Annotated in this window: 7 protein-coding genes; 1 reads left to right on the top strand and 6 read right to left on the bottom strand. The window is 35.1% G+C overall.

The window, feature by feature from the left end; translation table 11 throughout:
• The first annotated feature begins 297 nt into the window (after positions 1-297).
• Positions 298-951, top strand: a complete 654-nt coding sequence (locus FC73_RS04560; protein WP_010022045.1) for a VTT domain-containing protein — start codon at positions 298-300, stop codon at positions 949-951.
• A 30-nt stretch (positions 952-981) separates the two neighbouring features.
• On the opposite strand, the gene FC73_RS04555 is transcribed toward FC73_RS04560, so the two are convergent.
• From FC73_RS04555 to FC73_RS04530, 6 genes are all read right to left on the bottom strand, one after another.
• Positions 982-1,620 (bottom strand): TIGR01906 family membrane protein, encoded by a 639-nt coding sequence (locus FC73_RS04555; protein WP_225416843.1) that lies wholly within the window; start codon positions 1,618-1,620, stop codon positions 982-984.
• The gene (locus tag FC73_RS04550; protein WP_010022043.1) at positions 1,610-2,392 is read right to left on the bottom strand and encodes a TIGR01457 family HAD-type hydrolase; all 783 of its coding nucleotides are present in this window, start codon (positions 2,390-2,392) and stop codon (positions 1,610-1,612) included. Before FC73_RS04550 ends, FC73_RS04555 begins: the two co-directional genes overlap by 11 nt.
• Positions 2,393-2,403: 11 nt before the next feature.
• Positions 2,404-2,937, bottom strand: a complete 534-nt coding sequence (locus FC73_RS04545; RefSeq protein WP_010022042.1) for a YutD family protein — start codon at positions 2,935-2,937, stop codon at positions 2,404-2,406.
• 1 nt (position 2,938) lies between these two features.
• On the bottom strand, positions 2,939-4,327 hold the full coding sequence (locus FC73_RS04540) for a bifunctional metallophosphatase/5'-nucleotidase (RefSeq protein WP_029327133.1): 1,389 nt from the start codon (positions 4,325-4,327) through the stop codon (positions 2,939-2,941).
• 86 nt (positions 4,328-4,413) lie between these two features.
• Positions 4,414-5,811, bottom strand: a complete 1,398-nt coding sequence (locus tag FC73_RS04535; RefSeq protein WP_040472299.1) for an amino acid permease — start codon at positions 5,809-5,811, stop codon at positions 4,414-4,416.
• Between the two features lie 165 nt (positions 5,812-5,976).
• Positions 5,977-7,191, bottom strand: coding sequence for an acetate/propionate family kinase (locus FC73_RS04530; protein ID WP_010022038.1), 1,215 nt, complete (start codon positions 7,189-7,191; stop codon positions 5,977-5,979).
• Positions 7,192-7,199: the final 8 nt, after the last annotated feature.

Here is a 7,199-nt window from a genome sequence, read left to right as displayed (position 1 = left end):
CTTGTTCAGTTTTCAAAGATCTACTCTTACTAATAACGGCTTTTGTTTCATCTCAACGCCGCATATATTAATATACCATGTGGTTAAATTAATGTCAATAGAAAAGTTTGACTAATTTTAACCAAATTGATATGCCGCTCTTGACGACAATTAATACTATACTATCTATAACCATAATCGTCAACACTTTTTTTAAATAAATCAAAAATAATTTAAATAAAGCAAAATTGAATTCAAAAAAATACATTTTATTGATACACTTAAATAGTTAAAAACATATATTAAAAGAGGAAAAATATGGATTTTTTTAAATTTTTAATTGATTTCGTACTTCACATTGATAAGCATCTCATTACCATTGTAAACATGTTTGGCGATTGGACATACCTGATTTTGTTTATAATTATATTCATTGAAACGGGTGCTGTTATTCTACCATTTCTCCCTGGGGACTCTCTTTTATTTGCTGCGGCAGCCCTATCAGCCAATTCAAATTATAGTCTTAGCATTTGGATCTTCATTCTTACCTTCTTTGCTGCATCAGCAGCTGGAGACTCATTAAACTTCTTTATTGGAAGAAAAGTTGGCAATGCTTTAATTGAACATCATTTCTTCGGCAAATTCATTAAGGAAAAAGATTTAAAAAGAGCACGAGAGTTCTTCAATAAATACGGCGCAATCGCAATCTTTTTGGCACGATTCATGCCAATTATTAGAACATTTGCTCCCTTTGTAGCCGCTGGAACCGACTTCAGCTACAAAAAGTTTCTAAAATACAATTTAGTCGCTTGTATCTGTTGGGTATTAATTTGCTGTGGAGCAGGATACTTTTTCGGAAACATCCCATTTGTTCAGGCTCACTTTTCACTTGTAATCATTTTGATCATTATCATCTCATTGATCCCCGCTTTAGTTGGCTATCTAAAGAGCAAGGTTTCAACACAAAAATAAAAAGAATCTTTCTTCCAGAATTTTAATCTGCTAGAAAGATTCTTTTTTTAATTCCCTTTTACCAATTATGGCAACTATTATTAAACCAACGATAACCAGTAAAAAGAACAGTGCAAAACACATCAAAAAGTATTGATCCGGTAATACATTAATTATCGGATCTTTTTTTGGATTAAAAATCCAGTCTTGATTTTTAAACAATACTTCATGGAAATATATGAATACATCTTGGAAATCCAAAACACAAAACAGTGCTAAAACACCAATCACTAACACCGTCACTTCTGAAAGTGACTGTAATTTCCACATTTTCTTAAAATAGTTAAATCGAAACATGATGATAAGTAAACTGATAAATGTAATCAATAAAACTAAATTATTAACTAACGTTAACGTTCTGACATTTTCAAAATGAACCATTCCATTTGATGAAATGGGAAACTGATTAAGTTTTAGCTCACTCGTAAATGGATTTTGAATAAAATTAGTCATCCTATGAAAATTTTCCATTAATAATCCGTTTGAAACATGAAACTTAACCGCTAATCCCATGAACGCTATCGTCACGTAATACAACCAACTGGCATTAATAATAAAAAAGACTGAAAACGTGATCAAAAAAAGTAGGATTAGGATAAATACTCCAATATCCTTTAGACTATAAAACATTCCATTCATCTAGACTATTAACCTCATAAGTGGGTTGAACATCCCGTTTCTCAACCTGTCTCTTGGTAGAAACTCCCGTATAAGTGATTAAAGTATCCATTCCATCGTTAATTCCCGCCATAATGTCAGTATCATAATTATCTCCTACCATAATCACTTCCGACTTCTTTAAACCTAACTGTTTCAGAGCTTTTTCCACAATTAAAGTCTGTGGCTTTCCAATCATGATAGGATCAACTCCCGACGCATAACGAACTGAGTCAATAATTGATCCCGCACTTGGTAACATTCCATTCTCACTTGGAATTCTAGCATCTGGGTTTGTGCCCACGAATTTAGCTCCATGAGCGATTCCAAGGACTGCCCGTGACAATTTTTGATAGGTTAAATCACGATCAAGTCCAACTACTACATATTCAGGATCATCCGTGAAAACATTAAAACCCTGTGCTTCCATAGCTTCTTTTAAGCCATTTTCACCAATTACATACGCTGACTTTGTTATGTTATTAGCTTTAGCGTCATCATTCACATAGGCCGCCGTTGCAATTCCAGAAGTATAAACGTTCTTGTCTTCTACATCAATATCATGATTATTCGCCAAATTATCAACGACTTCACTTGGCATCTTCGTTGAATTATTTGTCACAAACAAAAAGGGAATGTGATTTTGCTGGAGCCTTTCAATAAATCGTTTGGCTGCAGGAATTCTTTTCTTTCCTTGGTAAATGGTCCCATCTAGATCAATTAAATATCCTTTATACTTCTTCATTCAACCCTCACTTATTTCTGCCTAATGGTAAAGCCACGTTTGCCACTCTTAAAGTGTTTTGTCTTTAAACTCTTCTTTTGTTGCTTTTTAGCTGAATTATGACCACCAGCCGATTTGGATTTTTTATTTTTCATTCCAAACCGTTGTTTTTTTCTATTAGATTTATGACTTGAATTTTTTTCCTTCTCTGCCTCTAAATTATGCAAAATGAAGTAATTTGAACCAAAATTAGTATCTTCAATCAAATAATCAGGAATTGCTGAATGACGTAAACTTTTACTAACGTTTCTAAAGTCACCATAAAAACCCTTTAGTCGTAATTGTCCGTATCCCCAATCACCAACAATATAATCAAATCTAGTCAAAATTGGGTTAAATTTATTCGAAAATTCACCCAAATCAAAAGCATTTCTAACATTTGTTTCAATCACGTATACATGACCATTAACACTTAAAGTAGTTTCGTCCACTTGCTTGATATCAGCTAATGCTGCTCGTTCATCATTTCTGGTCTCAATTAACGTCTCGATTTCATTATGATCCATACTATTCTCCCTTTAACGGAAATTTCTTTGCCAGATAATCACCAAAGACATCTCGGAGGGTTTCATCATAAAAAATATCATTCTTTCCCACAATGCTAATTGCTGGGAAAAATGGGATGAAACTATAATGATCTATCAGTGCAATTGTGTATTTTTTGTCGGGCTCCACGAGTTCGTCATGATAAAACAGTTGCTTTTTTTCAGGATCATACCGAATTCCATCATAAATTAATCGACCAAAGTATTTCCCACGAAAACCCATTCCTTTTTGTTCAAATCGAACTAGAAAATCCTTGTTCTTTTCCATTTCCATGACAACTTCCCACAAATTATAACCATAAAATTCACTTTTCATAACGTGAATTGAATGTGGTAATAACTTATGAAGTTCATTTTTATCAACAACACCCTTATCCAAATTACCTAAAAACAAACCAGTGTTCAAAACGGCAGCCGTTGTACCGGCCTTTTTCTCAATCGCTTTAAGTCCTAAGTCGACTAATTCATTGTCATCCGTTAAAGAAGTAGTCATCGTATGAGGAATATCAGCGACTCGTTGACTTGCTAAAATTCCTTCACCACGATCTTCGAGATGTTCAATTTCGTCCGCATCTTTCACATCAGCTTTCATTTCAGAAGTTTTGTAAACCCGAGCTTTCATATTTTCGACTCGTTTATCATCATTGACATCAAACGTAATTTCACCGACATAATGACCCCACTTTTCAGCAGCAGTCAACATGGTTTGATTAACTTTCTCACCATGAACTAACAGATGATGGGTATGACCACCAACAATAACGTTAATTTCAGGAAATGCTTTTGCAATTCTTCGATCATTGTTAATCCCTAAATGAGAAAGTAAGATCAAAACATCATATTGACCCTTCCAGGCTGTCAAGCAACGTTCAATTGTACTTTTGATGGGAAGAGAATTCCAATCCATGTACTGATAAGTCGGATAAGGAGCAGTTAATCCCATAAAACGAACTCTAACATTGTTCTTCAAAAGAAAGTCACGATATGGAATTGCCCAACTTGGAAGTTGCCCAGTTCTTTCGTCAATCACATTATCTAAAATAACGGGGAAATTAGCATCATCGTATAAATGTGCCAATTCATCATGTGAAGTAGTAAGGGCTTCATTATTACCAATGGTAGCTGCATCGTATCCCACTGAGTTCATCAACTCAATATTTGCTTTGCCAGAAGTTGCTTCAGTCAGTGCATTAGATCGATCAATGGCATCCCCATCATCAACTTTAAAGACACGATAACCCTTGTCTTCCAATTGTTTAGTTCTTAACTTCATAAATCTTCTGATTTTAGGCCAATTTTCAAAATGTGAGTGAAGATCATTGGTATGCAAAATTGCTACTTTATCCATCATATTACTTCCTCAATATTTTCTTCTATAATTATCGTTATTTTCTATTCTAACATCCATTAATAATGATAATCAAAAAGTCGATGACTTTAATCATCGACTTCTTTTCTTTCCCTATGCTTATCGCTTAAAACTTTGAAACCATACAAAATTAGTAACCAAATAATTGAACCAATCAACGCAACTAACGTTTGCATTTTAAAAATCAAAACAAAGGCAACAAAAACCATAAATCCAACAACAAAGAAGTCGGAGTAAGGGAACCATGGCATCTTAAAGGTAAGCTTACTGGTTTGTTCTGGCGTAAGTGATCGTCGATACTCATAATGAGTGATCACAATCAATGACCAAACAAATAAGAAACAAGTAGTGGCAATACTTGAGACCAGTTCAAACACGCCTTCAGGCATTAAAATGTTCAACACAACTGAGATAGCAATCACAATGGTTGAGAACAAAATTGCGTTAGCCGGAATGTGTCTTTTGGACAGGGTGCCCAATTTCTTGGCAAATTTGTTTTGACTTTTATCTGTTAACGAAAATAACATTCGTCCAGTGGTAAAAATAGCACTATTACACGATGATGCCGCAGCAGTTAAAACAACAAAGTTAATGATCGCAGCTGCTGATTTAATTCCAATATTCGAAAATACTTGAACAAAAGGACTTGAATTAGCGGAAATGTACTGCCATGGGAAGATACACATTAAGGCTAGTAAAGATCCAACATAGAAAATAATGATTCGGGTAGGAACTTCATTAATACATTTTGGAATGATTTTTTGTGGATCTTGTGTTTCTGATGCGGTCATTCCAATCATTTCAATCCCTGCAAAGCTAAATAGAACCATTTGAAATGAAAGCACAAACCCGGAAGCACCATGAGCAAAAAATCCGTGAGAATACAAATTGGATACCTGGGCGTACCCCACACTTGTCTTATAGTGCATTAACACCAAAATAATTCCAACGATGATTAACGCCACAATTGCAACCACTTTAATTAATGCAAACCAAAATTCCGTTTCACCAAAAGCAGAAACCGTAATCGAATTCAATAGGAACAAAATCAGGATCAAGAACGCAGCTGTTACCCATTGCGGTAACCCTGGGAACCAAAACTTCATGTATAAACCAGCTGCTGTGACTTCCGCCATCGCAATGGCGATCCAACAGAACCAATATGTCCATCCGGCTACAAAGCCGGTTCTTTCCCCTAAATATTTGTTAATAAATTCAATAAATGAAACGCTATTAGTATTTGATAAAAGTAATTCACCGAGGGCTCGCATCAAGAAGAAACAGGCCACTCCAGCAATTACATAGGCAATAATGATTGACGGTCCTGCAAGGTGAATTGATTGTCCTGCACCTAAAAACAGACCCGTTCCAATGGTTCCACCTAACGCCATTAATTGAACATGACGACTTTTGAGTCCCCGTGACATTTGGTTTTCATTATTTGTATTCTTTTCCAACAAAAACATCCTTTCTTTACGTATGCCTACATTATACACGGATACGTGAAGCTATTTGTTACTTTTTAAGGAAATTATACAGATATTTTGTCAGAAAAACTACCAAAAATTTAAAAAATTCCAAATTTATATGATAAAAAAGAATCCACCTTGATGAGTGGATTCTCATTAGAACTATTTATTTGCTTTTTCTTTGCTTTCTTTTTCAAGTCGTTGGACATCAAGAGCGATCATTAATTCTTCATTAGTTGGAACTAATAAAGTCTTAATCTTTGATCCCTTGGCACTTAAATCTCTAACAACTCCTCTGACATTATTCTTTTCTTTGTCAACACCAATGCCAAAGTATGAAAGTTGGTCAGTGACTTCTTGTCTAACAGTGATACTGTTTTCACCAACTCCAGCAGTGAAGACGATGGCGTCAGCACCACCCAATTCTGCTAGATATGATCCAATATAACGAACAATTCGATTATCATAAATTTGACGAGCAATCTTAGCACGATGGTTGGTCTTTTGAGCCTCTTCAACTTCACGCATATCGGCAGAAACTCCAGAGATACCAAGTAATCCAGATTTCGTGTTTAAAACCTTAATCATATCATTGATATCAGTCATGCCCTCTTTTTCCATCACATAGGCTAAAAGAGATGGATCAACATCACCAGAACGAGTTGCCATTGTTAGGCCAGTAACTGGGGTGAATCCCATGGATGTATCATAAGACTTTCCATTCTTAACGGCACATATAGAAGCACCAGCACCCAAGTGCATAATAATCATCTTAAGATCTTCCACTGGCTTACCTAACAATTTAGCAGCACGTTGTGATACATAACGGTAACTGATCCCGTGGAATCCATATTTACGAGCTCGATACTTCTCATAGTATTCATATGGAAGACTATATAGGTAGTTCTTTTCAGGAATCGTTTGATGAAATGAAGTATCAAAAACGGCCACACTAGTTACATTAGGAAGAACCTTTTCAAATGCTTTAATTCCCAAAACATTAGCTGGTTCATGGAGAGGAGCCAACTCATCCAAACTTTCAATCTTTTTGAGAACTTCAGGAGTAATAATTACCGATTGATCAAAATATTCTCCACCAGCAACAACTCGGTGTCCAACCCCAGTAATTTCGTTATAGTCATTAATAATGTCAAGATCGAGTAATTGATCTAACAAGATTTGAATTGCTTGTTCGTGATCCTTAACATCTAATGTTTCTTCAAATTTCTTCCCATCATCATATTTAATTTCAACATGTGATTCTGGTAAGCCAATTCTTTCAATTAATCCTTCACCAAGAACCTTTTCTTCTGGCATTTTGAATAACTTAAACTTTAAAGTTGAGCTACCAGCATTAATCGCAATAATTTTACCCATGAGTAATC

The sequence above is a fragment of the Fructilactobacillus fructivorans genome (assembly GCF_001434095.1).
In the GTDB taxonomy this organism is placed as follows: domain Bacteria; phylum Bacillota; class Bacilli; order Lactobacillales; family Lactobacillaceae; genus Fructilactobacillus; species Fructilactobacillus fructivorans.
Note: the sequence above shows the minus strand (reverse complement) of the source record. Positions and strands in the feature narration are given on the sequence as shown.

Bases quoted from the DNA above. Each gene is read 5' to 3' on its own strand.
- FC73_RS04535 (WP_040472299.1), bottom strand. From the start codon at position 5,811: ATGTTTTTGTTGGAAAAGAATACAAATAATGAAAACCAAATGTCACGG.
- FC73_RS04550 (WP_010022043.1), bottom strand. From the start codon at position 2,392: ATGAAGAAGTATAAAGGATATTTAATTGATCTAGATGGGACCATTTAC.
- FC73_RS04560 (WP_010022045.1), top strand. From the start codon at position 298: ATGGATTTTTTTAAATTTTTAATTGATTTCGTACTTCACATTGATAAG.
- FC73_RS04545 (WP_010022042.1), bottom strand. From the start codon at position 2,937: ATGGATCATAATGAAATCGAGACGTTAATTGAGACCAGAAATGATGAA.
- FC73_RS04555 (WP_225416843.1), bottom strand. From the start codon at position 1,620: ATGTTTTATAGTCTAAAGGATATTGGAGTATTTATCCTAATCCTACTT.
- FC73_RS04540 (WP_029327133.1), bottom strand. From the start codon at position 4,327: ATGATGGATAAAGTAGCAATTTTGCATACCAATGATCTTCACTCACAT.
- FC73_RS04530 (WP_010022038.1), bottom strand. From the start codon at position 7,191: ATGGGTAAAATTATTGCGATTAATGCTGGTAGCTCAACTTTAAAGTTT.